This is a genomic window from Amycolatopsis sp. NPDC005003 (genome assembly GCF_053600695.1).
On the sequence record NZ_JBSGAI010000022.1, the window covers coordinates 116,183 to 138,563 of the forward strand.

Genomic DNA, 22,381 nt, shown 5'->3' on the forward strand with positions numbered 1-22,381 from the left:
CTGATCCCGTGCTGGAACTGACCGCATCCGAAGCGTCCCGGTCGTTCTCCGCGGTGCTCGACGAGGCGGAGAACGGCGAAACGATCGTCGTGACCCGCAACGGCAGGCGGGTGGCGCTGATCGTGCCCGCACCGCTCGCGAACGGCGCCGAGGTGTGCCGGGTGTTCCACCGCTGGGCCGGAAAGCTCGACGTGGACGACCGGTTCGAGGAGAACGTGGCGCAGGTCCGCGAGACGGCATCCGCGGAGCTGGACGGCGACCCGTGGCGCGACTGATCCTCGACACCGGCATCCTCATCGACGCCGCCCGGCAGCGGCTGCCCCCGGAGGCGATCGGCGACGAGGACGACGTCGCCGTGCCGGCCCTGGCGATCACCGAGTACGAGGTGGGCCTGCGGCTCGACCCGAACCCGGCCCGCCGGGCGGCGCACAGCGCGTTCCTGGCGGAGTTCCTGGCCGTCACCCCGGTGGTCGACTACACGACGAGTGTCGTCGAGCACCACGCCGAGCTGCTGGCGCACCTCCAGCGGACCGGCCAGTCCCGCGGCGCGCACGACCTGATCATCGCGGCGACCGCCCGGGCCACCGGCCGCACATTGGTGACCACGGACGGCCGGGCCCGCTTCGACGACCTGCCGGACGTCGAAGTCCGGCTGCTGGAACGGGTTCGCTGAACCTCAGCGCGCACAGCCTCGGCGACCGCCCGGGCCACCACCAGCACACTGGTGACCACTGACGGCCGCCCCCGCTTCGACCACCTGCCAGAAGATCCGGCCGCCGGCCCTCAGCGCTCGGCGCGCACAGCCTTCCGGACCGCTTCCGCGACCGCGGGCGCCACCGCGCTGTCGAACACGCTCGGCACGATGAACGACGCGTTCAGCTTCCCGTTGTCCACCACGTCCGCGATCGCGTCGGCCGCGGCCAGGAGCATCGAGTCGTCGATGTTGTGCGCGTGGGCGTCCAGCAGGCCGCGGAACACGCCCGGGAACGCCAGGACGTTGTTGATCTGGTTCGGGAAGTCGCTGCGGCCCGTCGCCACGACCGCCGCGTGCTTCTGGGCCTCCAGGGGGTCGATCTCCGGGTCCGGGTTGGCCAGCGCGAAGACCACCGCGTCCTTGTTCATCGTCGCCACCTGCTCGGCGCCGAACAGGTTGGGGGCCGAGACGCCGATGAACACGTCCGCGCCCGCCAGCGCCTCGTGCAGGGTGCCGCTGACCTGCTCCGTGTTCGTGTGCGACGCGATCCAAGCCAGGTTGTCGTCGAGGTTGCCGCGCGCGGAGTGCACGATGCCGTCGATGTCCGCCGCGACGATGTCGCGCGGGTTCTTGTGCAGCAGCAGGCGGATGATCGCCGAGCCCGCCGCGCCGACGCCGCTGACCACGATCTTGCAGTCCTCGATGCTCTTGCCCACCACGCGCAGGGCGTTGCGCAGGGCCGCGACGACCACGATCGCCGTGCCGTGCTGGTCGTCGTGGAACACCGGGATGTCCAGCTGCTCGCGCAGGCGCTTCTCGATCTCGAAGCAGCGCGGCGCGGCGATGTCCTCGAGGTTGATGCCCGCGTACACCGGGGCCAGCGCCTTGGCGATCATGATGATCTCTTCGGTGTCCTGGGTGTCCAGGCACACCGGCCAGGCGTCGACGTCGGCGAACTTCTTGAACAGCGCCGCCTTGCCCTCCATCACCGGGAGCGCGGCGGCCGGGCCGATGTTGCCGAGGCCGAGCACCGCGGAGCCGTCGGTGAGCACCGCGACGGTGTTGCGCTTGATGGTCAGCCGGCGCGCGTCCTCGGGGTTGGCCGCGATCGCCTGGCAGACGCGGGCCACGCCCGGGGTGTAGGCGCGGGAGAGGTCGTCACGGTTGCGGAGCGCGACCTTGGGCGTGACCTCGATCTTGCCGCCGAGGTGGATCAGGAACGTCCGGTCGGAGACCTTGCGGACCTTCACGCCGGGCAGCGAGTCGAGCGTCTGGGTGATGTCGTTCGCGTGGTTCTCCGACAGCGCGTTGGCGCTGATGTCGACCACGATCGAGTCGGAGTGGGACTCGACGACGTCGAACGCGGTCAGCACGCCACCGACGCGGCCGACGGCCGCGGTCAGGTCACCGGCCGCGGTGACCGAGGCCGGGGCCTCCACCCGGACGGTGATCGAATATCCGGGACCGGGAACCGGCATGGCACTACCCCCGTGTGGGAAAGGTGGGCTGGGACGGGAGGAAACCTACTCCCGTGACCGCCCTCACGAGGCCCCGATACCGGTACTGACCAGTAACTATGCGGTCAGCGGTTGATCTCGGTCTCCGGGTGCACGTAGGGCACCGTGTCGAGGGGGAAGGTGAGGTCGCCGAACGGCGACAGCGCGCCCTGGCGGTCGGACGCCAGCTCGGTCACCGGGTGCTCGCCGGCCTCGCCCGGCCAGGTCGGGTCGACGCCCTTGTGCTTCTTCTCACCCTTGGCCACAACGTCCTCCACAGCGTCTTCGGTCTTACGGGGACAGTCTGCCCGAGACCGGGCGGCCTCTCGCAACCGCCCGGTATCCTGGTCGTCTATGCCCGCGACCTCTTTGGCGGACTGGCTGCGTGCGGAGTCCGACGACGCACTCACAGAGCTGCTCCGCACGCGGCGCGACCTGTCGACGCCCCCGCCCTCCGACAGCACGGTGCTGGCCACCCGGGCCGGCACGCCGGGCTCGGTCGCGCGCGCCTGCGAGGACCTCGACACCTTCACCCTGGCCGTGCTCGAAGCGTGCCTGCTCGCCGGCGCGGACCGTGACCCGGTGCCGGTCGAAGACGTCGCGAAGCTGGTCAAGGCCGACGTCACCGCGCCGCTGGCCTGCCTGCGGGCGCGGGCGCTGGCCTGGGGCCCGGACGACGCCCTGCGCGTGCCGCCCGCGGCCCGGGAAGCCCTCGGGCCGTTCCCGGCCGGGCTGGGCACGTCTTCGCCGTCGCTGGCCGCCGAGGACCTCGGCGCGCGGCTCGCCGAGTTGTCCGACGACGAACGCGCCGTGCTGACCGCCCTCGCCGCCGGCCCGCCGATCGGCCGCACCCGGGACGCCGGGCTCGACCTCTCGCTCGAGAAGGCCGAGACGCCGGTGCAGAAGCTGCTCGCCCGCGGCCTGCTGCTGCGGCGCGACGACCAGACCGTCGAGCTGCCGCGCGAGCTCGGCATCGCCGTGCGCGGCGGCGCGTTCGCGCCCGGCGCGCTCACCGAGCCCGAGCTGCCGGTCCACCCGCACCAGCCGTCCACTCTGGACGAAGCGGCGGCCGGTGAGGCGATGGAGTTCCTGCGCCAGACCGAAGCCCTGCTGCGCGCGTGGTCGGCGGCCCCGCCGCCGGTGCTCAAGTCGGGCGGCCTCGGCGTGCGGGAGCTGAAGAAGCTCGCCAAGGACCTGGAGGTCGACGACGCACAGGCGATCCTGCTGGCCGAGCTGGCCGTCGGCGCCGGGCTCGTCGCCGACAGCGAAGCGACCGTGCCCGAGTGGGTGCCGACGACGCTGACCGACTCGTGGCTCGCGTCGCCGACCGCGCAGCGGTGGATGACGCTCGCCCAGGCGTGGCTGGAGCTGCCGCGCCTGCCGGGAATGGCCGGCGGACGCGACGCCAAGGACAAGCCGATCGCACCGCTTTCGGAGGACCTGCGCCGCCCGCTGGCGCCGGTGGCGCGACGGCGGGTCCTCACCGCGCTGGCCGACCTGCCCCGCGGCGCCGGCGTGAAGAGCGTCGACGAGCTCGTGGCGGTGCTGGCCTGGCGCGCACCGAGGCGGGGCGGGCGGCTGCGGGACGAGACCGTCCGCTGGACGATGGCCGAGGCGAGCGCGCTGGGGATCGTCGGGCTCGGCGGGGTCACGACGGCGACGCGGGCCCTGCTCGCCGAAGACCGGCCGGGCGCGGTCGAGGCGATCATGGACGCGCTGCCCGCGCCGGTGGACCGCGTGCTGCTGCAGGCCGACCTGACGGTCGTCGCGCCGGGGCCGCTGGAGCCGGAGCTGGCGGCGGAAATCTCGGCCGCCGCCGACGTCGAGTCGGCGGGACACGCGACGGTCTACCGGATCACCGAAGCGTCGGTGCGGCGCGCGCTGGACACCGGCCGCACGGCCGACGAGCTGCACGCGCTGTTCAAGACGAAGTCGGCCACCCCGGTGCCGCAGGGGCTGAGCTACCTGATCGACGACGTCGCCCGGCGGCACGGACGGCTGCGTGGCGGCGTCGCGGCGTCGTTCCTGCGGTGCGACGACGAAGCCCTGCTGGCCGAGGTGCTGGCCCACCCGGTCGCGGCGGAGCACGCGCTGCGGCTGATCGCGCCGACGGTCGTGATCAGCCCGGACCCGCTCCACGAGGTCCTCACCGCGCTGCGCGGCGCCGGGTTCGCCCCGGCGGCGGAGGGCCCGGACGGCCGGGTGGTCGACATCCGGCCCGGCGGCCGCCGGCTCCCGGCGAAAGCACGGGCGGCGCGCCGCAGCCCGGGCGAGCAGGCGTTGCTGACCGAGGACCAGGCGGCCCGGATCGTCTCCAACCTCCGCGCCGGCGACGCGGCTTCGGCCCGCCGCCGCGGTTCCGCGGTGCGCGCGCCGGTCGGCGGCGGCGCGGACACGTCGGCGACGCTCGAACTGCTGTCCCGGGCGACGCTGGAGCGCCGCGAGGTGTGGATCGGGTTCGTGGACTCCCGCGGGACGGCGAGCCAGCGCGTGGTCCGGCCGGTGCGCGTCGGCGGCGGGGTTCTCGAAGGCGACAACAACGAGCGGTATTCGCTCCACCGGATCACGTCGGCCGCGCTCGTGGAGGACTGACACCCCGCTACAGCGCGCGCAGGCCCGCCAGGACGCGTTCCATGAACTCGCGGGACGACCGGTCGCCGAGGATCAGCTCGGTCTGGTGGATCAGCACAAGACCGATGTCGGCCATGTCGCCGACCAGCACCTTCACCACGCCCAGTGGCAGCCGCAGGTGCGCGGCGATCTCGGCGACGGACCGGGTGTCCAGGCACAGGTCGCAGATCCGGCGGTGCTCGACCGAGCGGACCCCGCGGTAGCGGCGCCCGTCGTCGGACGTCGAGACCAGCGCCTCCAGCGCCAGGTTGTGGTCGGACCGCGTGCGGCCGCCCGTGCGGGCGTACGGGCGGACCCGCGACCCCGGCGAAGCGACCGGCACCGGGCTCGCCACGCGGGCCGGCTCGTTCCAGGCCGGGTCCTCCCACGGTTCCGGGTTCGGGATCCAGCGGGTCTCCGGGTCCGGCGGGGGCGTCCAGTCGGCGGGGGGCGGCGGGGCCCACGCGGGCGGGGGCGCCGCCTGCCGCGCCACCGGGGCGGGCGGGGACACCGGGTGCGGCCGCGAGACCGGGGCCGGTGGCCGCGGCGCCGGCGGGCGCGGGGCGAGCGAACGCGGGGCGGCCTGCCGGTGCGACGGCGGAGCGGGCGGGCGCGCACCCCGCGGCGGGGTCCACGCGGGCTCCAGCGGCGGCGGCTCCGGCTCGAACCGCTCCCCGTCCTGCCACTCCGGCTCGACGGGGTCGTAGCCGTCTTCGGCCACCACCGGCGAGTGGGTGTTGCGGAAACCCACCGGGTCCGGGGGCTCCGGCGCGCGGCGGCCCTGGTAGCCCCCGAACGCCGGGCGGGCGTGCTCGTCGTGCTCCGGCGGGCGCCGGCTCGGGAAGCCGCCGGATTCCGGGCGGGCGAAGTCGTCGCCGAACTCCGGCTCGCGGCGGTCGTGGCCGCCCCGGCCGGGGAGCGCCTCGGGCTCCGGGCGGGCGTACTCGGGCGACGACGAGCGCCTGGCCCGGCGGCCCGTGGACTCGCCGTCGAACTCCGGCGTGGGTTCCGGGGCGGCGTAGTCCTCGCCTTCGTCGGCCGAGGAGCCCCACTCGCGGGTGTCCTCGTCCGTGTAGCCCTGCGCGTCCGGCTGCGGGCGGGCCGGCTTGCGCTTGGGCATGATCATCGACAGCGTCGACATGTCGAACTTGCTGGGCGAATCGAAACCCTCGCGCTCGGTGCCGCGGTGCAGTGCGTCCCAGCCGCTGGAGTCCGGATCGTCGAATCCCGAAATCCTCATCTCGCCCTACCCACGCACGCCGCCCTGGAGCTGGGCGCGCAGCTCGGGGGTGATCTGCTGGCCGACCCGCTCGACGAGCAGCGTCATCTCGTAGGCGACCGTGCCGATGTCGCACGTCGGCGCGGCCAGCACGGCCAGCGACGAACCGTCCGAAACGGACATCAGGAACAAGTAGCCGCGCTCCATCTCCACCACGGTCTGGTTGACACCGCCCGCTTCGAAGCAGCGCGCGGCCCCCGCCGTCAGGCTGATCAGCCCGGACGCGACCGCCGACAACTGTTCCGCGCGTTCCTGGGGCAGCCCTTCCGACGGCGCCAGCAGCAACCCGTCCGCGGACACCAGAACGGCGTGCGCGGCACCGGGTACCCGGCGGACGAAGTCCGTGATGAGCCAGCCGAACGTGCCCTGGCCGGAAGCCGTCACTCGTGCTCCTCCTTGCTCGTGCGGCGTCGCCCGCCGCACCCCGGAGCGCCCGGCACGGCCGGTCGGCGACGCCACGGTAAAGCGTATTCGCACCGCCGGTGGTGTCGAGTCCGCCACCAGCCGGCCGCTGGGCACCCTACGTGTGCACCCGGCCGACTTCCGCGGCAGCCCGGGTCGCCTCCCCCGTCCGGGGGACGCACCACGCAGTCTCCCACGCCTCGCGCCCGCGAGCTGTCCACGCAGGTCAGCCCGGGTGCGGAAGACCCTTGCGGATCCTCCCGTACCCGGCGCCGACGGACCGCACCGCCCGGTTACTCCTCCGGACGGTGACAGCACTCCCCGAAGTGGGTGAAGCACGCGGAGTTCACTCCAACGGCCGCATCCGGATCGGGGCGTCATGGGCTATCCCGCGCGCAACGCCGAATCGTGCGCGATCGCGTGCTGGACGACCGAGATCAGCACCTGCTTCGCGGACTCGCGCTCGCGCGCGTCGCACGCCATGATCGGGACCGACGGCGCGATGGTGAGCGCGTGCCGGACGTCCTCGATCTGGTGGTGCAGCAGCCGGTCGAAGCAGTTGATGGCCACGACGTAGGGCAGCTTCCGGTTCTCGAAGAAGTCGATCGACGGGAACGCGTCGGCGAGCCGCCGCGTGTCGACCAGCACGACCGCCCCGATGGCGCCGACCGCGAGGTCGTCCCACATGAACCAGAACCGGTGCTGACCGGGGGTGCCGAACACGTACAGCACCAGGTCCGAGTCCAGCGAGATGCGCCCGAAGTCCATCGCCACGGTCGTGGTGGTCTTGTTGGGCGTGGCCGAGGTGTCGTCGTGCCCGACGCTCGCCTCGGTCATCATGGCCTCGGTGGTCAGCGGGTCGATCTCGGAGATCGCCCCGACCAGCGTTGTCTTCCCCGAACCGAACCCGCCGGCGACCACGATCTTGGCCGACGAGGTCGGACCCGTCACCTGCGGCGCGTTCGCGTCGGAGTCAAATTCTCCGAAGCCCACTGAGCACCCTTTCCATGAACTCGATACTCGGGCGGTCGCCCACGGTCGGGCTGCTGGAGTGCACCAGCACCAGCCCGAGGCCCGCCACGTCACCAATCAACACCCGCACCACGCCGAGCGGCAGGCGCAGCAGCGCCGCCACCTCGGCCACCGACCTCGTGTCGAGGCACAGGTCGCAGATCGACCGGTGCTCGGGCACCCGGACCCGGTCCAGCATCCGGCCCTGTTCGCTGGTCGAGATCAACGCCTCGATGGCCAGGTCGAGCGTCGCCTTCGTCCGGCCCCGGGTCCGGAAGTACGGCCGGACCAGGCCGGACGTCTCCATTTCCGTCGGCGGCGGGGCGTCGACGTACTCCTGGTGGGCCTGCTGCGGCAGCGCCGCCGCGAACTCACCGGAGTCCGGACCCGAGCCGAAGTCACGCTCGGTCGTGTACGCCGCGAAGTCGCGTGCGTCGTACAGCGGCCCGCTCGATCCGCCGAACAGCTCCGATCCCGGACCGCCGAGCAGGCGGTCGCGGTACTCGGTGCCGCCGGCGATCGGCCGGAGCGGTTCCTGCCCGGCATTGCTGTCGGTCAGCCAGTTCGGCGGCTCCCGCACGGGGTCGCTGTCGGAGGCCTGCACCCGCCGCGCACGCCACTCGCGGTCGACGCGGTCCCGGAACGACTGCCAGTCCTCCCGGCCCTCGTCCGACTGATCGGACCACCCGCCGGAGAAGTCGTCACCGAGCCGGCCATCACCCCTCAAGCGCCCGTCGTCCACGGCTCTCTCCTCGGTTCCCAGGTCCTCAGCGGCGGACGGCCGCACCCTGCAGTTGCGCCCGCATCTCCGGAGTCAGCTGCTGGCCGACCCGCTCCACCAGCAAGGTCATCTCGTAGACGACCAAGCCGATGTCACTCTCCGGCGACCCCAGAACCGCCAGACACGAACCGTCGGAAACCGACATGAGGAAGAGGAAACCATTGGCCATCTCGACCACGGTCTGCGCCACCGTGCCGCCCTCGAACACCTTGGCCGCGCCGCGCGCGAGGCTGGTCAGCCCCGACGCCACCGCGGCCAGCTGGTCCGCCCGGTCCTTCGGCAGGCCTCGCGAGGCCGCCAGGAGCAGGCCGTCGGCCGACACCACGACCGCGTGGGCCGCGCCGGGCACCCGGTGCACGAAATCCGTGATCAGCCAAGCGAAGCTGCCGGCATTGTTCGCCTTGGCATGCGCCTGCCCGTTCGGCTGCGCGGCGCCACCCGGCTGCATTGCACCCGCCCGTGTCACTTTCACTCCTCACTGCTGTCTGTGGTGTTGCCACGCCCCGGAACCCCGCTGCCTTCCAGCCTCTCTTCGGCCGGGAGTTCCTTCAAGGCGTGCCGTCCCGAGGTGTAGCCCCGCTGGAAGCTTGCCATCCGGCTCCGCGCCGCGGACGCGGAGCGGGTGATCGCACCCGTTCCGGGCATACCGGCCCCTGCGTCCGCGAAGTTGTTCTGCGCCGGCGCCTCGGGCATCGAGCTCGAGCTCGGGCTGCTGATCGATCCCGGCACCAGGTAGGCGTTCGGGATGCGCTTGGGCAACCCGGCCGGGGTGATCTCCTCGTTCTTGGACTCCAGCAGCGACTGCGCCGCCTGCCAGCCGTCGTCGGATGCGCTGTGCCAGCCGTCGTCGGCGGGCAGGAGCGGGTGCCGGGTCGCCGCGGTCGGCTGCAGCTCGTCGCGGGACGGCTCGGCCGGCTCGGCGGCCGGCTGCTCGCCGGCACCGGTGAGCGGCGGCAGGTTGGGGTCTTCACCCTCGCTCTGCGGCGGCACCGGGTCGGCGGCCGAGTCGTCACCCTCACTGAACCAGCGTGACAGCACCGACTGGTAGATCGGCAACCGCCGGGTGGGTACATCGTCCTCGAGCGCCGACGAGCCGACCTCGGCCGCGGGCGGCGGGGCCGGTGGCGGCTCCTCCGGCGGCACGAACTTCGGCTCGCGCTTGGGCAGCACCAGCGGCGCGAACTGGGTGTCGCCGGCCCGCGAGCTGGCCCCGTCGCCGTTCGACGACGGCGTCAGCGGCGCCAGGTCCTCGGCGGTCGGCCAGGCCGGCGTTTCCGGCTTCGGCAGCTCCGGCGACAGGAACGGGCCCGCCGCGCGGCCGCCGCTGACCAGGTCGTCCAGGCTGATCGGCTGGTCGAGCGGCACCAGGCCGCCCTGGTTCGCCACGGGTTCGTGCACCGGTGGTGGCGGAGGCGGTGGTGCCGAAGGCGCCGGTGGCGTCTGCGCGAACGTCTGCGTCTGGTCGAAGTCCGAACGCGCGGCCGGGATCGGGATGCTCGGCATCGACATCGACGTCTCGGAGCGGTTCGCCGGCGGCGGCGTCTGCCGCTGCATGCCCGGGCGCAGCTGGGTCAGCAGCTCGGCCGGCACGACGACCCGGGCGATCACGCCGCCTTCGATGTCCTCGTTCTCGCGCAGCCGGACCTCGATGCCGTGGCGCTTGGCCAGCCGCGAAACCACGTACAGACCCATTCGCCGGGTCACCGACACGTCCAGGTCCGGCGGGTCGGCCAGGCGCGCGTTGACCTCGGCCAGCCGCTCCTCGCTCATCCCGACACCGTGGTCGGTCACCTGGATGGCGAGCGCCTTGCGGCGGGTCACCACGGCCCGGACGATGACCTTCGTCTCCGGCTCGGAGAAGTAGGTCGCGTTGTCGAGCAGCTCGGCGAGGACGTGCACGAGGTCGTGGATCGCCAGGCCCTGGACCGCGACGTCGGGCACGATGCCGACCTCGATCCGGGCGTACTGCTCGATCTCCGACACCGCGGCGCCGATGACGTCGGCGGCCGGCACCGGCTTGGGCACGGACTTCGCCAGGCCGGCGCCGGAGAGCACCAGCAGCGACTCACCGTTGCGCCGCAGCCGCGTCGCGAGGTGGTCGAGCTCGAACAGGCTGGCCAAGTGGTCCGGGTCCTGCTCGTCGGCCTCGAGCCGGTCGATGACGCCGAGCTGGCGTTCCACCAGCCGCTGCGACCGGCGGGACAGGTTCACGAAGATGCCGTTGACGTTCTCGCGCAGGAGGGCCTGCTCGGCGGCCATCTTGACGGCTTGTTCGTGGACGATGTCGAACGACCGCGCGACCTCGCCGATCTCGTCGCGGGAGGTGACGGGCACCGGCTGGACGGCCTTCTTGGAGGCGCCGACCGGGTCCGGGTCGTCCAGGATCGCCTGCACGGTCTCCGGCAGCCGGGTGTAGGCGACGTCGAGCGCGCTCTTCCGCAGCACCCGCAGCGGGCGCAGCATCAGGCGGGCGACGACGAGCATCAGCACGACCGCCAGCGCCAGCGCGGCGAGCACCACGGCCGCGCCGATCCACGCCGAGTTGACCGCCTGCGTGGCCAGGTCGTCGGCGCGGGTCTTGAGCTGGGCCAGCAGGTTCGACTCGACCGCGTGCAGCTTGTCGGCCGACACGGTGCTGTCCTTGCCGAGCGCGGTGGTGTCGATGTTCGGCGGGTCGCCCAGCTGGGCGAAGGAGAACGCCGAGGTCTGGATCCGGCGGCGGTCGTCGACCTCCGGGCCGGAGTAGGTGTCGTTGTAGAGCTGGCGCTGGTCGTCGTCGGCGTTCGCGAGGAAGGCCGCGACGGAGGCGTCCGCGCTGGACGCCGACGCGCGCGTCTGGTCCAGCAGGTCGCCCGGGAAGACGCCGCGGAACGCGGCGATCTGCAGCTCGGCGTCGGAGCGGGTGGTGAACTCCTTGGCCTCGCTGATCGCCTGGGTGCTCGTGCCGAGGCGCAGCACGTCCCGGTCGGTGACCGCGGTGGTCACCTCGCGGCCGAGCTCGATGAGCGAGTCGATGATGCCCGAGTAGGCGGTGAGCACCGTGATGTCGGGCAGGCTGTTCTGGGTGTTGAACGCCGCCCGCAGCGGGCGCAGGGCGTCCAGGCGCTGCAGACCGCGGGTGTAGCGGTCCTTGGTCGCAGCGTCGTCGTAGTCGAGGGTGTTCGCCGCGTTGCGCAGGTCGCCGACTTCGCGGTCGACCTTGGCGATCTGCGAGTCGAGCCCGGTCTGCAGCAGCTGGTTCTGCGACGAGATCCGCGCGACGGCCAGCGAGCGCTCGTTCTGCAGCTCGTGCACCACTGTGGTGACCTTGACGGCGAACGCGACCTGGTCGGCGGTGCGCTGGAACTCGGCCGCCTCGCGGGCGTCGTCGTACACGCGTACCGCGCCCAGTGCGAGCGCTGTCAGTGTCGGGATGATCAGGACCGCGGCCAGCTTGGACCGCAGCCGCCAGTCGCGCATGCCGGAGAACAGCCCGGCCTTCCGGCCCGGATCCGCTCCGGGCGACTGCGCGGGGGCCCCTCCCACCCCCGCGGCGTCTTCGTTCGGCACCGCCGCTCCACCATCATCGTTCGTGCTCGGGAAACCCTGGTCGGTCCAGCGCCCGCCAGGGCGCATCGCGTTCTCCTCAGCCACTCGTCTGCACGCTCCCGGCGTTCCGGTGCTCCGGTCCATCGGAAGGAGCCCAGCGCAAGACGCTACCCGTACGGGTGAAAAGATCGTCTTCGGTGTTGGCCCTGGGGGTACCTGAACCCCGTCCGGCCGGACGGAATCGGTTCAGCTCGAGCATCACGGTCGGGTCCCTGCGCTGGTCCTGCATCGGTCTGTTGATCGGCCTAACCCACCGGCGCGGCGGTTGTGCCCGGCCAGGCAGTGGTCTTTGCGGGGAAGATTCTCTCAGGAAAAGCACAGTGTGTGCTGGTACACCGAAGTGGGACTTCTTGATCGGCCATCCAGGCACTCTCTCTCACTACATCGGAGGTTGATACCTCCCCGCAGGTGCAGAGGGTAGCGAACGGCCGGAGAAGATGTAACCCTCCCGACAGGACCCGCTCAATCTTGCACAGCGTTCGCTCAGTCGGCGCACAGCAGTCATCGCTGATTCAAGAACCTCACCCTACGCTGGGTAAACGATTACGGCGAGTGGAGCAGTGGGTCTAGACCAGAGGCCGAAAGAGTGACGTGCGCCACTCGGCTAGGTAGTGATTCCACCCATTGTGAGCAAGCTGTCACGTTCTCTACAGTGGCCCGCGTGGCTTCCGGGAATGAGTCACGCACTTCCAATGGAATCGGTTCTCCAACCGACACTTTCTTCAAGGAGCAGGCCTTGCTTGGAAACGCCATGAGCAGTGGCCGGGTTCGCACTCGCCGCGCCGCGCTCGGGCTCGCCCTCACCGTCGCAGCCGCCACGGCCCTCACCGGCTGCAGTGCGCTCGGCTCGGACAGCTCGAACGCCTCGTCGAACGGGGGCGGCCTGGAGAAGTCGAAGATCAAGGTCTCGATCATGCCGACCACGGACTTGGCCCCGTTCTGGCTGGCCATGGACGGCGGGTACTTCAAGTCCGAGGGCCTCGAGGTCGAGCAGGTCGTCGCCAAGAGCGGGCAGGAGTCGATGCAGAAGGCGATGGTCGGCGAGGTCGACATCGCCCTCTCGACGTACACGCCGTTCTTCGTCGCCAAGAGCAAGGGCACCGCGGACGTCCAGCTGGTCGCCGACGGCACGTCGGTCAACGCCAAGAGCAACGCGATCGTCACGGTGCCGAACTCGCCCGTGAAGACCGTCAACGACCTCAAGGGCAGGCGGATCGCCATCACCGCCCTCAACACCGCGTCGGACATCCTCACCAAGTCGGTCATGAAGGACCACGGCGTCGAGTACGGCGACGTCAAGTGGACGCCGATGCCGCTCCCGAACATGGCGGCGGCGCTGAAGGACAACCAGGTGGACGCGGCCTACATGCCGGAGCCGCAGCTGTCCCAGGCGGCGAAGCTCGTCGGGGCCACCCCGGTCATCGACATCAACACCGGCGCCACCCAGGACTTCCCGCTGACCGGCTACGGCTCGACGACGAAGTGGGTGCAGTCGAACCCGAAGACCCTCGCGGCCTTCCAGCGCGCCATGAAGAAGGCCACCAGCGACGTGATCAACGACCGCTCGAAGGCCGAGCCGCTGCTGGTGAAGTACGCGAAGATCGACGAAGACACGGCCAAGCTGCTGACCCTGCCCGGTTACGGCTCCACCCTGGACGCCCGGCGCCTCCAGCGCGTCCCGGACCTGCTGCTGCAGATGGGCGTCATCACCAGCAAGGTCGACGCCGCGCCGATGATCGCGCCGCAGGTGACCAGCTGAGAACCTTATTCTGCCGTCGGCCGGCGCGAGAGTCACCCGAGGTTCGCGGCCGGCGGTCCGTAGCGCCGGCCTAACCAGAATAAGGTTCTGACGTGGCAAAACTGCTCCGTGGCCTGGCCGGCCTGGTGGGCTTCCTCCTGATCTGGGAGGCAGCCTGCCAGGTCGGCCTGGTCAGCAAGACGTTCATCCCGCCGCCGAGCGTCGTCCTGGTCACCATGGGCGAGCTGTTCGGCGACGCCGCGTTCGTCCGCGGCATCATCGCGACCATGCTCGCCTGGCTGATCGCCATCGCGATCGCCATCGCCATCGGGGTGCCGGCCGGCCTGCTGCTGGGCAGCATCCCGGCGCTGCGCACCGCGACCGCCGCGATCGTCGAGTTCCTCCGCCCGATCCCGGTCGCGGCGCTCATCCCGCTCGTGCTGCTGGTGATCGGCTCCGGGCCCGAGGCGAAGATCACCCTCGGCGTGTACGCCTCGCTCTGGCCGATCATGTTCAACACGATCTACGGCATGAGCGAGATCGACCCGGTGCTGATGGAGACCGCGCGGGCCTGCGGGACCAGCCGGTTCCGCATCCTGTCGTCGGTCGCGCTGCCGCAGACGGCGCCGTTCGTCTTCACCGGCGTCCGGCTCTCCGCGACGATCGCGCTGATCGCCGTCGTGAGCACCGAGTTCCTGGCCGGTTCGGAAGTCGGGCTCGGCAGTTACATCATGCTGGTCAGCACCGGATCGACCCGGTTCGACCTGGTGTTCGCGAGTACCGTGGTGGCCGGGGTACTGGGGTACCTGATCAACGAAGGCCTCGAACGGCTGGGCAACCGGCTGTTCCGGTGGAGCACGGTGGACCGGGAGGCGATCGCGTGACCGCGGCGACCCTTTCGGGCCGGGTGGGCAGGCGCGCCGCGCGCGGGGCCACCGCGGTCCTGCGCAACTGGCTGCTGTTCGCGGTCCTCGTCGTCGTGTGGGAGTTCGCCGCCCGGGCCGGCGGCAGCAAGTACTTCCCGCCACCGACGGAGATCGCGGCCGCCGCCGCCAAGCTGTGGTTCACCGGGCCGGCGGCACACCTGTTCCTCACCGACACGGTGTTCGAGAACGTGCTCCCCAGCCTCGGCCGGATGCTCGGCGGGTGGGGGCTGGCCGCGGTCGCCGGCATCCTGCTCGGCGTGCTCATCGGCCGGTCCGCCCGAGCGCTGGACTACGTCGGCCCGCTGTTCGCGTTCTTCCGCTCGATCCCGCCGCCCACGCTGATCCCGGTGTTCGCGGTGCTGTTCGGGTTGAGCTCGGGCATGCAGATCGCGTCGATCATCTTCGGCGCGGTGTGGCCGGTGCTGCTCAACACCATCGACGGCGTCCGCTCGGTCGACCAGGTGAAGGTGGAGACGGCCCGGTCGTTCCGCACCCCCCGCGGGTACTGGCTCGGCATGGTGGTGCTGCCCGCGGCGGCGCCGAAGATCTTCGCCGGGCTGCGGCTGAGCCTGTCGATTTCGCTGCTCCTGATGGTGATCTCCGAGCTGGTCGGGGCCTACCGCGGCATCGGCCGGTCGCTGATGAACGCCCAGCAGGACTTCGAGTTCCCCACCATGTGGTCGTGGCTGGTGCTGCTGGGCATCCTCGGCTACGTCTTCAACACGATCTTCCTGGCGGCGGAGCGGCGGGTGCTGGCCTGGCAGCCGACCCGCCTCGGCCGCGACTGACACTTCGAAAGGCCTCTCCCATGTCCACCATGCTCGAAGTGTCCGGCCTCAGTCACACCTACGGCTCCGGCGCCAAGGCACACACCGCGGTGAACAACCTTTCGTTCACCGTCGAAGCCGGTCAGCTGGCCAGCATCGTCGGCCCGTCGGGCTGCGGGAAGTCGACGCTGCTGCGCTGCATCGCCGGGCTGACGCGGGCGACCGAAGGCACGGTCAGCCTGCACGGCGACCGCGTCTCCGGGGTGCCGGACGACCTCGCCGTCGTGTTCCAGGATTACAGCCGCTCGCTGTTCCCCTGGCTGTCGGTGCAGAAGAACGTCGAGTTCCCGCTGCGGTGGCGGCCGATCTCCCGCGGGGAGCGGCGTGAGCGGGCGGCCGAAGCGCTGTCCCACGTCGGCTTGTCGGACGTCGGCGGGAAGTACCCGTGGCAGCTGTCCGGCGGCATGCAGCAGCGGGTGTCGATCGCCCGCGCGCTGGCCAGCCGCCCGGCGCTGCTGCTGATGGACGAGCCGTTCGCCTCGGTCGACGCCCAGACGCGCTTCGAACTCGAGGACCTGACCCGGCGGGTGCAGCGCGAGCAGGGCAGCACGGTCCTGGTCGTCACCCACGACATCGACGAGAGCGTGTACCTGTCCGACCGCGTGCTGGTGCTGTCGAAGTCGCCGGCGTCGATCGTCGCGGACCTGCCGGTGGGCCTGCCCGCCGCGCGCGACCAGATCACGACGCGCGAGTCGGCGGAGTTCGTGACCCTGCGCGGCGAAGTGGCGCGGCTGCTGCACGGCGGCACGCCGGCGCAGGCCGCGGAGGCTGCCGCCGCGGCTTCCGACGCGGCGGAGTGGGAGCTGGCCGAGCGGGCCAAGAACGTGACGGAGTCCAAGACCGGGAGCTGACACACCGCGGGGGGATCATGGGAACGGCCAGAGCGGTCCTGACCGGGCTGCTGGCTCTGCTTCTGACCGGGTGCGGTGCGCTGGGCGGCTCGTCGTCGCCACCGGCGGCGAAACTGCGGGTGTCGATGATGGCGACCATCGACACCGCGCCGTTCTGGCTGGCCAAGGACGGCGGCTACTTCCAGCGGGAAGGCCTCGACGTCTCGACGACGGAGGCCGCGACCGGGCAGGCGTCGCTGACGAAGCTGATCAGCGGCGAAGCCGACATCGCGTACTCCAGCTACACGCCGTTCTTCCTGGCGCGGAGCAAGGGCACCGCCGACATCCGGCTGGTCGCCGACGCGTCCTCGGCCGGGCCCCGCGCCACCGGCGTGGTGGCGCTGCCCGCGTCGGGGATCCGTTCGGTGGCCGACCTCGCGGGCAAGCGGATCGGCATCTCGGCGCCCAACACGATCGCCGACACGCTGACGAAGTCGGTGCTCGCGGACAACCACGTCGACGCCTCGGGCGTCAAGTGGGTCCCGCTGCCGCTGCCGAACACCGCGGCGGCGCTGAAGAACGGCGACATCGACGCGGGTTTCCTGACCGAGCCGTACATCACGCAGGCGCGGCGCACGGCCGGGGCCACGCTGGTCGCCGACACCGGCACCGGGTCCACTGTGGACTTCCCGACCGCGGGCTACGGCGCGCTGGGCTCGTTCACCGCCGCCGCACCGGGCACGGTGGCGGCGTTCCAGCGCGCGATGGCGGCGGCCACCCGCGACGCGGTGGCGGACCGCAAGAAGATCGAGCCGCTGATGGTGAAGTACGCGAAGATCGACCCCGATACCGCCGCGGCCACCGGGCTGCTGACCTTGAAGTCCACTGTGGACGTCCGGCAGCTGCAGCGGGTGCCGGACCTGCTGCGGAAGACCGGCGTGCTGGCGAATCCGGTGGACGTCGCGGCGATGGTGGTGCGTTAGTACAGCGACTTGGACGACGAAGCCACCCGGACGTGCACCAGCGTCGGCCGGGGGTCGGCCAGCGCCTTCGTGAGACCGGGGACCAGCTGCGACGGCTCGGTGATCGTCACGCCGTGGCAGCCCATGCTTTCCGCCAGCGCCGCGAAGCCGATGCCGCCCAGCTCGGTGCCCGGCAGCTTCGCGCCGCCGATCGCGTCGCCGAGGATGCGGACCGCCGCGTACTCGGAGTTGTCCAGGATCACGAACGTCACCGGCAGTTCTTCGCGCGCCGCCGTCCAGAGGGCCTGGATGCCGTACATGCTCGAGCCGTCGCCGATGACGCCGACGACCTTGCGGTCCGGCCGGCCGAGCGCCGCGCCGACCACACCGGGGACGCCGTAGCCGAGCGTGCCGCTGGCCATCGTCAGGAAGCCGGTGTCGGTGGCCGTGATCGGCAGGTGGTCGTGCAGGATCCCGCGGTGGCTGGGCGCCTCTTCGACGACGAGGGCGTTGTCCGGCAACAGGTCCGCGAGCGTCGAGTAGACGAGCTCGCCGGTGAGCGTGTCGGTGCCCGGCTTCGCGGGCCGCTTTCGCGGGGCCGGCGCGGGCCGGGTGCTGCGCTCGACGACGTTGAGCAGCGCGCGGACGCCCAGCTTCGGCGTGGCCCGGATACCGGTGCCTTCGAAGGCGCGCGCGAGGACCTGCTCGTCGTCGCTGACGATGAACAACGGCGGCAGCGGAGCTTCCCCGCGCCCGCGCTCGACGTGGTAGGTGAAGGCGGGCGCCCCGAGCACGACGACGAGGTCGTACTGCGCGAGGGCATCGGAGACGGCCCCGCGTTCGGGGTCGAGGAACCCCTGGAACAGCGGGTGGTCCTCGGGGAACGAGCACCGGAAGGACATCGGCGCGACCCACACGGCGGCGTTGAGCCGTTCGGCGAGCGCGACGGTTTCGACGACGGCGGAGTCCTGGTCGACGGCGCCCCCGACGACGATCGCGGGCTTCTCGGCGGCTTCCAGCGCGGCGTTGAGCTCGTCGACGGCCTCGGGATCGGGCGCGAAGCCACGGATCCGGGAGCGCGAGACGATGGGTCGCTCGGTGGTGACGGACCAGTCGTCGGCGGGGACGGAGACGAAAACGGGACCGGACGGCGCCTGCGTGGCGACGTGGTAGGCCCGCGCGAGCGCGGCCGGGACGTCCTCGGCCGAGGCGGGTTCGATCGACCACTTCACGTACGGCTTCGGGAACTCGGGCGCTTCGAGGGCCCCGAGGAAGGGTTCGTGCGGGATGAGCGACCGGACCTGCTGCCCGGCGACGACGATCATCGGCGTCCGGTTCCGGTAGGCGTTGAAGAGGCTGCCGAGGCCGTGCCCGACCCCGCCGGCGGAGTGCAGGTTGACGAGGACGGCCTGCCGGGTGGCCTGCGCATAGGCATCGGCCATCGCGACGACGGCGGATTCCTGCAGGCCGAGGACGTAGTCGAAGTCGTCGGGCCAGTCGGTGAGGAACGGCACCTCGGTGGTGCCGGGGTTGCCGAACACCGTGGTGAGGCCGAGTTCGCGGAGGAGTTCGCGGGTGGCGTCCAGCACCGTGCGCTTGATCATGCGGACCAGGTTAACGCTTAGCCTTACGAAGGAAAGCCCGCCAAGCGGCCGAACCGACGGCCAGGGTGCCCCCGGAACGGTCCTTGGTGTCGTTTCGGCACTCGCGTCCCGGCCTCCCAGTGGGAGATCTCCTGCGCGGCCACACCGATCACCCGGCCGAGCTGGCGCAGGCTCAGGTTCCGCGCCGTCCCCGCCCGGAGGCCGAAGCCCAGCGCGCGGGACCTCGGTGTCGCTACCAGTGTTGCCATGCACACATTGTGTCATCGGGCACCGACAGAAACGGGAAACCGGGGCTGTCGCAAACCCGCGACAGCCCCGGTTCCGCACACTCAGCCGATCAAGCCCGACAGCCCGCTCGCCTTGAACGAACCCCAGCCCGTGACCTGGTCATACCCCGTCCCGGCGGTGAACCCGGTCGTCCCGTGCAGGGTGTTGTTGCCCGACGTCACGTCGTGGAAACCCGTCCCGTACGACGAGCCGTTGCCGATCGAATAGAACTTCGGGTTCAGGTTGCCCAGCGACCCGCCGTGCACCTGGTTCTGCAGCGCCGCGAAGGCCGCCCAGAGCGGCGTTGCGCCCGAGGTGCCGCCGACCGTCTCCCACGTGCCCGCGCTGTAGATGTAGTAGCCCGACGTCGGGGAGGCGTCCGCCGCCACGTCCGGGACCTTGCGGTACGTCGTGCTCTGCGAGGACTGCCACGACGGCGCCGTGAACACCGTCGAAATTCCGCCGCCGGTGGAACCGCCGCTGTTGCCGTCGTTCCAGACCACTTCGCTGCTGTAGCCGTTGGACGACGTCACGCTCAGCTTCGTGCCGCCGACACCCGACACATTCGGGCTCGACGCCGGGAAGTCCACGCCCTTCGCCGTCGAACCCGTCTGGCGGTAGCAGTCGGTCGTGCCGTCGTCGCCCGCCGCCGCGAAGTACGAAATGCCCTCCGCGGTGCCGGTCGCGATCGCGCTGCTGACGCTCTTCGCCGCACTCGAACCCTCGGCCGCTTCGCAAGCGCCCCAGGAAATCGAGACGACGTCGACCTTCGCGTCCGAAGCGATCTTCTGGTACATCGCCAGTTCGCCCGCGCTCGAGTTCGGGGCCTCGTAGACGTAGTCGTTGGCCGCCGCGGCCACCGCGTGCACGACCTCGATGTCGAGCTCGACCTCGATCTGGCCGTCGCCGGGCGACGAGTCGTAGTTCGCGCCGCTGACCCCGACCGTTGTCACCGAACCCGCCGACAGGCCGTACGTGCTGTCGTACTTGGTGATGTTCGACTTCTGGTAGCCGTCGAACTCGACGAAGCCGACGTTCACGCCACTGCCCGTCGCCGACAGGCTGCTGGTGCCGTAAGCGGTCTTGAGCACCGGCGGGGTGACGGACTTGACGACGTTGGGCTGGGCGAGCGGCCTCGACGAATGCGTCCGCACCGCGTGGTCGTCGAGGCCGACGACGCCGCCCACCACGTCCGAGACGCTCGCCGGCACGGCGGGGACCGCGTCGTTGGCGAAGAAGTCCCGCCCGGACGCCTGGTCGTGGTAGGTCCCGATGCGGGTCCGGAACGCCGACTCGAGCTGCGCCGCCGAGCCGGTGAACGTGATGGCCTGCCGGTTGCCGGAAACCTCGATCCCGCTCAGCCCGGCTTTCCCGAGAAATGAGACGGCCTTGTCGACGTCGGCCTGGGTCGGGCCGAACCTGGCATTGAACTGAGCTGGGCTCAAGAACCGGTGGTATTGCGGCAACGCCGGATTCTGCACGTCGGCGAGAAACTTTTCGAGGGCCTGCTGGTTGTGCAGTTTCAGCGAGAGCGCGGCGGTGATCGGCCGGTCGGCCGCGACGTCGCCGGTGCGGGCACTGTTGATCAGCGGCGCGGCGTTGTCGGCCAGCGTGACCAGCGGCTCCGACGCCGCGGCGGCCGGGACGGCCACGGCGAGGCCGAGCAACGCCGGCAGCGGCACAGCGGCCGCGACGAGCTTGCGCAAGCGCATGGGGGAATTTCCTCTCGGCGGTGGGGACCGGGCCTGCGCGGAATGCTCGCCGCAGGTTGCCGAGAAGCATAAGAAGCCGCGATCACGCCGAGGAACCTACTTTTGTCTGGCCTTCGACGGATCCCATTTTCATTTTTCGACAACTTTACCTTTGCCTGATCATTCGATTATCGTCCGAAATGTCCGAGACCGTCGATCCGGTCGACGAGCTCCCGCGCGTCGGCGTTGCCGGAGAACCGGCGGACGGCCGTCGACAGCGGGTGCAGCCGCTGCCGCACCCGCGGCGACCGCAGGGAGCCGGCCAGCTCGACGGCCTCCTCCCCGACCGTGACGGCGATGTCGAGATCGCCGTCCAGCGCGTGCACGGTGGCCAGCCAGATCAACGTCAGCGAGCGGCTGCGCGTCATGCCCCGCTGGTAGCCCTCGATCGCTTCGGTGAGCGCGGGGATGCCGGCGCGGCCGTGGCGGATGTCGACCATCTGCGCCAGCTCGCCGTGCACCGTCCCGACCATCGCCGCCATGTCGGTGGGCCCGAAGAACGCGGCCCACGGCGACGGTTCGCGCCCCTCGGCCTCCGCGAACTCCCGGCGGGCGCGGCGCAGGTAGGTCAGCGCGCCGTCGACGTCGGCCTTCTTGGCGTGCGCCCACGCCTGGTTGGCCGACAGGATCGCCTGCGCGAGCTTCGAGTGGGCCGAAACCGCCGCCTCCAGGCCGCGCGCGAACTCCACCAGCGCCGCGTCGACCGCGCCGTAGTGCAGGTGCAGCCGCCCGACGCGGTACCGGATGTTGGCCTGCAGGTCGTCGTTCCCGGCTTCGACGGCCAGCTCCAGCGCCCGCGCGAACGCCTCCAGCGCGGCGCCCGGGCGGTCCTGGTCGAAGTTGGTCCAGCCGGCCAGGTTGTACAGGTCGGCGACGGCGGTGTAGAGCCGCGCCTGGACCACGGTCTTCGTCACGCCGTCCAGCAGTGCCACGGCCGCGGGCAACCGCGACTCGACGGCGGCCCGGCACGAGCCGCCGCCGTACCGGTAGTCCAGCGCCCTGAGCTCGGCGACGCTGTCCTCGAGCTGCCGCACGTCGGCGAGGCCCACGCGCGTACTGCCCCGTTCGTCCCGCCCGTCACTGCCGGTCATGGCAGCCCTCCGTCCGTAGAGAGCTGCCGATCGGGCAGCTCCGCTCATTCCCCGCCGGGCCAGGCCGGGGCCCGCTCCTTCGAGGGACTGGCACCGGGCAGCACCCCGGTGGCGGTCAGCACCACGCCCGTGGCGGTTTCCGCGATCTTGACGACGGCCAGCAGCCCGGTCAGGGCGAGTGAACCGCCGAGCCCCAGTTTCGCGAAATCGTCTTCGGAGGTTTCGGTTCCGCGTTGGCGCGGTATCGCGCCGGTCACGATTCGGCCTTTCGGCTCACCGCGGCCGCGCCCTGGCGGCACCCGCGAGGAATCCACCGGCCCCAGGTGGTGGAAATCCACCTGATGGTCGAGGTCCTGGTTTCCTGCTGTCCACGCAACGAGTTCCCGAACTGAATACGCGCGCACACGGCGCCGCCTCCCGCACTGCAGATCGATTCCTTGAAGATCGGCCGGATCGCGAAATGCCGGACAACCGTAGCCAGCCGATCACCGCAAAATCAGCCACCAACCAGGTCAAAGCTGGAA

The 22,381-nt window shown here is 71.3% G+C and carries 21 protein-coding genes and 1 pseudogene; 8 read left to right on the top strand and 14 right to left on the bottom strand.

Annotation, left to right across the window (positions count from 1 at the left end; translation table 11 throughout):
• The first annotated feature begins 8 nt into the window (after window positions 1–8).
• Together ACWED2_RS25060 and ACWED2_RS25065 are read left to right on the top strand one after the other, a co-directional pair.
• Window positions 9–275 carry a type II toxin-antitoxin system Phd/YefM family antitoxin gene (locus ACWED2_RS25060; RefSeq protein ID WP_449692919.1) on the top strand — a complete coding sequence of 89 codons (267 nt, stop codon included), beginning with the start codon at window positions 9–11 and terminating at the stop codon, window positions 273–275.
• Window positions 263–673, top strand: a complete 411-nt coding sequence (locus ACWED2_RS25065; RefSeq protein WP_449692920.1) for a PIN domain-containing protein — start codon at window positions 263–265, stop codon at window positions 671–673. The genes ACWED2_RS25060 and ACWED2_RS25065 overlap by 13 nt, the downstream gene beginning before the upstream one ends.
• A gap of 110 nt (window positions 674–783) precedes the next feature.
• On the opposite strand, the gene ACWED2_RS25070 is transcribed toward ACWED2_RS25065, so the two are convergent.
• Window positions 784–2,172, bottom strand: coding sequence for a malic enzyme-like NAD(P)-binding protein (locus tag ACWED2_RS25070; protein ID WP_449692921.1), 1,389 nt, complete (start codon window positions 2,170–2,172; stop codon window positions 784–786).
• 104 nt (window positions 2,173–2,276) lie between these two features.
• The gene (locus tag ACWED2_RS25075; RefSeq protein ID WP_247058525.1) at window positions 2,277–2,456 is read right to left on the bottom strand and encodes a hypothetical protein; all 180 of its coding nucleotides are present in this window, start codon (window positions 2,454–2,456) and stop codon (window positions 2,277–2,279) included.
• A gap of 88 nt (window positions 2,457–2,544) precedes the next feature.
• On the opposite strand from ACWED2_RS25075, the gene ACWED2_RS25080 reads away from it, so the two are divergent.
• Window positions 2,545–4,782: a helicase-associated domain-containing protein gene (locus ACWED2_RS25080; RefSeq protein WP_449692922.1), complete on the top strand. Its 2,238-nt coding sequence runs from the start codon at window positions 2,545–2,547 to the stop codon at window positions 4,780–4,782.
• A 7-nt stretch (window positions 4,783–4,789) separates the two neighbouring features.
• On the opposite strand, the gene ACWED2_RS25085 is transcribed toward ACWED2_RS25080, so the two are convergent.
• The 6 genes from ACWED2_RS25085 to ACWED2_RS25110 form a co-directional block, all read right to left on the bottom strand.
• Window positions 4,790–6,040, bottom strand: a complete 1,251-nt coding sequence (locus ACWED2_RS25085) for a DUF742 domain-containing protein (protein ID WP_449692923.1) — start codon at window positions 6,038–6,040, stop codon at window positions 4,790–4,792.
• Between the two features lie 6 nt (window positions 6,041–6,046).
• A complete protein-coding gene (locus ACWED2_RS25090) occupies window positions 6,047–6,463 on the bottom strand; it encodes a roadblock/LC7 domain-containing protein (protein ID WP_003085368.1) in 417 nt (138 codons plus the stop codon).
• Window positions 6,464–6,865: 402 nt separating this feature from the next.
• Window positions 6,866–7,474 carry a GTP-binding protein gene (locus tag ACWED2_RS25095; RefSeq protein ID WP_043776338.1) on the bottom strand — a complete coding sequence of 203 codons (609 nt, stop codon included), beginning with the start codon at window positions 7,472–7,474 and terminating at the stop codon, window positions 6,866–6,868.
• The gene (locus tag ACWED2_RS25100; protein WP_449692924.1) at window positions 7,455–8,234 is read right to left on the bottom strand and encodes a DUF742 domain-containing protein; all 780 of its coding nucleotides are present in this window, start codon (window positions 8,232–8,234) and stop codon (window positions 7,455–7,457) included. The genes ACWED2_RS25095 and ACWED2_RS25100 overlap by 20 nt, the downstream gene beginning before the upstream one ends.
• Before the next feature lie 25 nt (window positions 8,235–8,259).
• Entirely contained in the window at window positions 8,260–8,721 is a 462-nt protein-coding gene (locus tag ACWED2_RS25105) for a roadblock/LC7 domain-containing protein (protein WP_091318528.1), read from the bottom strand.
• A 20-nt stretch (window positions 8,722–8,741) separates the two neighbouring features.
• Window positions 8,742–11,888, bottom strand: a complete 3,147-nt coding sequence (locus ACWED2_RS25110) for a sensor histidine kinase (protein ID WP_449692925.1) — start codon at window positions 11,886–11,888, stop codon at window positions 8,742–8,744.
• 724 nt (window positions 11,889–12,612) lie between these two features.
• On the opposite strand from ACWED2_RS25110, the gene ACWED2_RS25115 reads away from it, so the two are divergent.
• From ACWED2_RS25115 to ACWED2_RS25135, 5 genes are all read left to right on the top strand, one after another.
• Complete coding sequence (locus tag ACWED2_RS25115; RefSeq protein ID WP_449692926.1) at window positions 12,613–13,620, top strand: ABC transporter substrate-binding protein; 1,008 nt, start codon at window positions 12,613–12,615, stop codon at window positions 13,618–13,620.
• Window positions 13,621–13,712: 92 nt separating this feature from the next.
• Window positions 13,713–14,483, top strand: a complete 771-nt coding sequence (locus tag ACWED2_RS25120; RefSeq protein ID WP_449692927.1) for an ABC transporter permease — start codon at window positions 13,713–13,715, stop codon at window positions 14,481–14,483.
• Window positions 14,480–15,313: an ABC transporter permease gene (locus ACWED2_RS25125; protein ID WP_449692928.1), complete on the top strand. Its 834-nt coding sequence runs from the start codon at window positions 14,480–14,482 to the stop codon at window positions 15,311–15,313. Before ACWED2_RS25120 ends, ACWED2_RS25125 begins: the two co-directional genes overlap by 4 nt.
• A gap of 20 nt (window positions 15,314–15,333) precedes the next feature.
• Window positions 15,334–16,203 carry an ABC transporter ATP-binding protein gene (locus ACWED2_RS25130; protein ID WP_449692929.1) on the top strand — a complete coding sequence of 290 codons (870 nt, stop codon included), beginning with the start codon at window positions 15,334–15,336 and terminating at the stop codon, window positions 16,201–16,203.
• A gap of 17 nt (window positions 16,204–16,220) precedes the next feature.
• Window positions 16,221–17,165, top strand: coding sequence for an ABC transporter substrate-binding protein (locus tag ACWED2_RS25135; protein WP_449692930.1), 945 nt, complete (start codon window positions 16,221–16,223; stop codon window positions 17,163–17,165).
• Here ACWED2_RS25135 and mdlC read toward each other — a convergent pair.
• The 6 genes and pseudogenes from mdlC to ACWED2_RS25165 all read right to left on the bottom strand — a co-directional run bounded on the left by mdlC (window position 17,162) and on the right by ACWED2_RS25165 (window position 22,114).
• A complete protein-coding gene (gene mdlC / locus ACWED2_RS25140; RefSeq protein WP_449692931.1) occupies window positions 17,162–18,748 on the bottom strand; it encodes a benzoylformate decarboxylase in 1,587 nt (528 codons plus the stop codon). The genes ACWED2_RS25135 and mdlC overlap by 4 nt on opposite strands.
• A gap of 10 nt (window positions 18,749–18,758) precedes the next feature.
• Window positions 18,759–18,893, bottom strand: a complete 135-nt coding sequence (locus tag ACWED2_RS25145) for a DUF397 domain-containing protein (protein WP_449692932.1) — start codon at window positions 18,891–18,893, stop codon at window positions 18,759–18,761.
• Window positions 18,856–18,996, bottom strand: a pseudogene (locus ACWED2_RS25150) (helix-turn-helix domain-containing protein); the annotation flags it as partial. The gene ACWED2_RS25145 and the pseudogene ACWED2_RS25150, both read right to left, overlap by 38 nt.
• Window positions 18,997–19,077: 81 nt before the next feature.
• A complete protein-coding gene (locus tag ACWED2_RS25155; RefSeq protein ID WP_449692933.1) occupies window positions 19,078–20,727 on the bottom strand; it encodes a S53 family peptidase in 1,650 nt (549 codons plus the stop codon).
• Window positions 20,728–20,894: 167 nt separating this feature from the next.
• Window positions 20,895–21,857: a tetratricopeptide repeat protein gene (locus ACWED2_RS25160; protein WP_449692934.1), complete on the bottom strand. Its 963-nt coding sequence runs from the start codon at window positions 21,855–21,857 to the stop codon at window positions 20,895–20,897.
• A 44-nt stretch (window positions 21,858–21,901) separates the two neighbouring features.
• Window positions 21,902–22,114 (bottom strand): hypothetical protein, encoded by a 213-nt coding sequence (locus ACWED2_RS25165; protein ID WP_086846567.1) that lies wholly within the window; start codon window positions 22,112–22,114, stop codon window positions 21,902–21,904.
• Between the last annotated feature and the right edge of the window lie 267 nt (window positions 22,115–22,381).

Bases quoted from the DNA above. Each gene is read 5' to 3' on its own strand.
- ACWED2_RS25070 (WP_449692921.1), bottom strand. From the start codon at position 2,172: ATGCCGGTTCCCGGTCCCGGATATTCGATCACCGTCCGGGTGGAGGCC.
- ACWED2_RS25080 (WP_449692922.1), top strand. From the start codon at position 2,545: ATGCCCGCGACCTCTTTGGCGGACTGGCTGCGTGCGGAGTCCGACGAC.
- ACWED2_RS25085 (WP_449692923.1), bottom strand. From the start codon at position 6,040: ATGAGGATTTCGGGATTCGACGATCCGGACTCCAGCGGCTGGGACGCA.
- ACWED2_RS25105 (WP_091318528.1), bottom strand. From the start codon at position 8,721: ATGCAGCCGGGTGGCGCCGCGCAGCCGAACGGGCAGGCGCATGCCAAG.
- ACWED2_RS25110 (WP_449692925.1), bottom strand. From the start codon at position 11,888: ATGCGCCCTGGCGGGCGCTGGACCGACCAGGGTTTCCCGAGCACGAAC.
- ACWED2_RS25115 (WP_449692926.1), top strand. From the start codon at position 12,613: ATGAGCAGTGGCCGGGTTCGCACTCGCCGCGCCGCGCTCGGGCTCGCC.
- ACWED2_RS25130 (WP_449692929.1), top strand. From the start codon at position 15,334: ATGTCCACCATGCTCGAAGTGTCCGGCCTCAGTCACACCTACGGCTCC.
- ACWED2_RS25135 (WP_449692930.1), top strand. From the start codon at position 16,221: ATGGGAACGGCCAGAGCGGTCCTGACCGGGCTGCTGGCTCTGCTTCTG.
- mdlC (WP_449692931.1), bottom strand. From the start codon at position 18,748: ATGATCAAGCGCACGGTGCTGGACGCCACCCGCGAACTCCTCCGCGAA.
- ACWED2_RS25155 (WP_449692933.1), bottom strand. From the start codon at position 20,727: ATGCGCTTGCGCAAGCTCGTCGCGGCCGCTGTGCCGCTGCCGGCGTTG.
- ACWED2_RS25160 (WP_449692934.1), bottom strand. From the start codon at position 21,857: ATGACCGGCAGTGACGGGCGGGACGAACGGGGCAGTACGCGCGTGGGC.